We start from the raw sequence: 2,850 nt of genomic DNA on the forward strand, positions 1-2,850 counted from the left end.
CTTCCAGTTCCACCCCACCGCCGCGGCGCTGGCCGAGCCCTTCCTCGTCTCCGAGGCGGTGCGCGGCGAGGGTGCGGTGCTGCGCGACGAGCGCGGCCGGCGCTACATGGTGGACGTGGACCCCCGCGCCGAGCTCGCCCCGCGCGACGTCGTGGTCCGCGCCACCGCCGCCGTCATGGCCCGCCAGGACGGCCGGCCCGCGCTGCTGGACGCCACCGGGGTCGCCGCCCGGCTCGGCCGCCCGTTCGCCGGGCGCTTCCCCGGCATCGCCGCGCTGTGCCGCGCGCAGGGCCTGGACCCCGAGCGCGAGCCGGTGCCCGTGACCCCGGCGGCGCACTACTGGATGGGCGGGGTGCGCACCGACGCGGCCGGCCGCACCAGCCTGCCGGGGCTGTGGGCCGTCGGGGAGGTCGCCTGCACCGGCGTGCACGGCGCGAACCGGCTGGCGTCGAACTCCCTGCTGGAGGCGGTCGTGCTCGCCGCCCGCGCCGCCGCGGACGTCGTCGCCGGGGGCGGGGAGCCCTTCGCGCCCGGACCGGAGGAGGACGTGCTCGACGTCGAGGACCCGGCGCAGCCGCAGACCGGCGAGCTGGGGGGCGAGGAGCTGCGGGCGCTGCTGTGGGAGCACGCCGGCGTGGTGCGCGACGCCGCGGGCCTTGCCGTCGCCGCCAAGCAGCTCGCCCCCCGTCCCGGCCCGGCGGCCGCACCCACGACGGTCGCCGGGCACGAGGACGCCAACCTGCGCACCGCCGGCCGGCTGCTCGTGCTGGCGGCGCTGGCCCGCGAGGAGAGCCGCGGGGCGCACTGGCGCGGCGACTTCCCCACCCCGCGCGCCGAGGCCCGGCGCACCACCCTGCGAAGGAGCGGAACCCGATGAGCTCCACCCCCACCGCGACCCCCACCGCGCCCCCCGCCCCGCCGCCCGTGCCGCTGCCCGCGCTGGGAGCCGTGGTCGCCGCGGCCCTCGCGGAGGACGCCCCGTGGGGCGACCTCACCAGCGAGGCGCTGCTGCCCCCCGACGTCCGCGCCTCCGCCGTGCTGCGCGCCCGCGTCGACGGGGTGCTCGCCGGTGTCGACGCCGTCTCCGCCGCCGTGGAGCTGGCCGCCGGCGCCACCGGTGGCTCGGGCCGGGTCGAGGCGCTGCTGGCCGACGGCACCGCCTTCCGCGCCGGTGACGTGCTCGCCCGCGTGGAGGGCACCGCGCGGGCCGTGCTGCGCGCCGAGCGGGTCGCCCTCAACCTCGTGCAGCGGCTGTCCGGCATCGCCACCCTCACCGCCCGCTACGTCGCCGCCGTCGAGGGCACCGGCGCCCGCATCGCCGACACCCGCAAGACCACCCCGGGCCTGCGGGCGCTGGAGAAGCACGCGGTGCGCTGTGGTGGCGGCTCCAACCACCGCTGGTCGCTGTCGGACGCGGTGATGGTGAAGGACAACCACCTCGCGGTGCTCGCCGCCGCCGGGGTGGACACCACCACGGGGCTGCGGTCGCTGCGCGAGCGCATCGGCCACACCACCCGGGTCGTCGTCGAGGTCGACCGCCTCGACCAGCTCGACGCGGTGCTCGCCGCCGGGGTGGACGTGGTGCTGCTGGACAACTTCTCCCTCGCCGACCTGCGGGCCGGCGTGGAGCGCGCCCGGGGCCGGGCGGTGGTGGAGGCCAGCGGCGGCATCACGCTGGAGACGGTGCGGGCCGTGGCCGAGACCGGGGTGGACGTCGTCTCGGTGGGCGCGCTCACCCAGGCGGCGGTGGCCCTGGACCTCGGCCTGGACGTCGACGTGCGCGCCGACGACCGCGCCCGCACGGGGCGCTGAACCGGTGATCTACCTCGACCACGCCGCCACCGCGCCGCCGGTGCGCGAGGTGCTGGAGGCCACCTGGCCGTACCAGACCCAGGTGTTCGGCAACCCCTCCAGCGCCCACGAGGTCGGGCGCGCCGCGAAGGCCGGGCTGGACGCGGCGCGGGAGCGGCTGGCGGGCGTGCTGGGCTGCCGGCCGGGCGAGGTGGTGTTCACCGCCGGCGGCACCGAGGCGGACAACCTCGCAGTGGCGGGCATCGCGACCGCGACACCGCGCGGGCGGCACCTGGTGACGACGGCGATCGAGCACCCGGCGGTGCTGGAGACCTGCCGAGCGCTGCAGCGCAACGGGTTCGCCCTCGACGTGGTGGGCGTCGACGCGGACGGGCTGGTCGACCTCGACGAACTGGCGTCCGTGCTGCGCGAGGACACGAGCCTGTGCTCGGTGATGTACGCCAACAACGAGGTGGGCACCGTGCAGCCGGTGCGGGAGGTCGCCGAGCTCTGCCGCGCCAGGGGCGTGCCGCTGCACGTGGACGCGGTGCAGGCCGCCGCGCACCTGCCGCTGCGGGTGGACGAGCTGGGGGTGGACGCCCTGACGGTGTCGGCGCACAAGCTCGGCGGGCCCCGCGGCGCGGGCGCGCTGTTCGTGCGGGGCGCGGTGCCGCTGGAGCCGGTGCTGCACGGCGGCGGGCAGGAGCGCGGCCGCCGCTCGGGCACGGTGGACGTCGCCGGCGCCGTGGGGACGGCGACCGCGCTGCAGCGGGCGCAGGCGGTGCTGCCCGCGGAGGCCGAGCGCCTCGCCGCCCTGCGCGACCGCCTGGTCGAGGGGGTGCTGGCGGCCGTGCCCACCGCGCCGCTCACCGGGCACCGCACCCACCGGCTGCCCGGGCACGCCTCGTTCTGCTTCGCCGGCGTCGGCGGGGAGCTGGTGCTGCAGGAGCTGGAGGCGGTGGGGGTGGTCTGCTCCAGCGGTTCGGCGTGCGCGGCGGACTCCGACGACGCCTCCCACGTGCTGCTGGCGATGGGCCTGGACGCGGACCTGGCCCGCAC

General features: G+C 78.6%; 3 protein-coding genes. All 3 read left to right on the forward strand.

The features are described from left to right. A partial coding sequence (locus ABEB16_RS03630) for an FAD-binding protein (protein ID WP_345710907.1) occupies positions 1–877 on the forward strand: 877 nt, incomplete at its 5' end. Next, the gene (gene nadC / locus ABEB16_RS03635) at positions 874–1,812 is read left to right on the forward strand and encodes a carboxylating nicotinate-nucleotide diphosphorylase (protein WP_345710908.1); all 939 of its coding nucleotides are present in this window, start codon (positions 874–876) and stop codon (positions 1,810–1,812) included. The genes ABEB16_RS03630 and nadC, both read left to right, overlap by 4 nt. A 4-nt stretch (positions 1,813–1,816) precedes the next feature. Next, positions 1,817–2,850 (forward strand): cysteine desulfurase family protein (locus tag ABEB16_RS03640; RefSeq protein WP_345710909.1); only part of this gene is annotated, 1,034 nt, incomplete at its 3' end.

Origin of the sequence: Kineococcus glutinatus (assembly GCF_039542765.1) — a bacterium.
GTDB classification, from domain to species: Bacteria; Actinomycetota; Actinomycetes; order Actinomycetales; family Kineococcaceae; genus Kineococcus_A; species Kineococcus_A glutinatus.

Bases quoted from the DNA above. Each gene is read 5' to 3' on its own strand.
- nadC (WP_345710908.1), top strand. From the start codon at position 874: ATGAGCTCCACCCCCACCGCGACCCCCACCGCGCCCCCCGCCCCGCCG.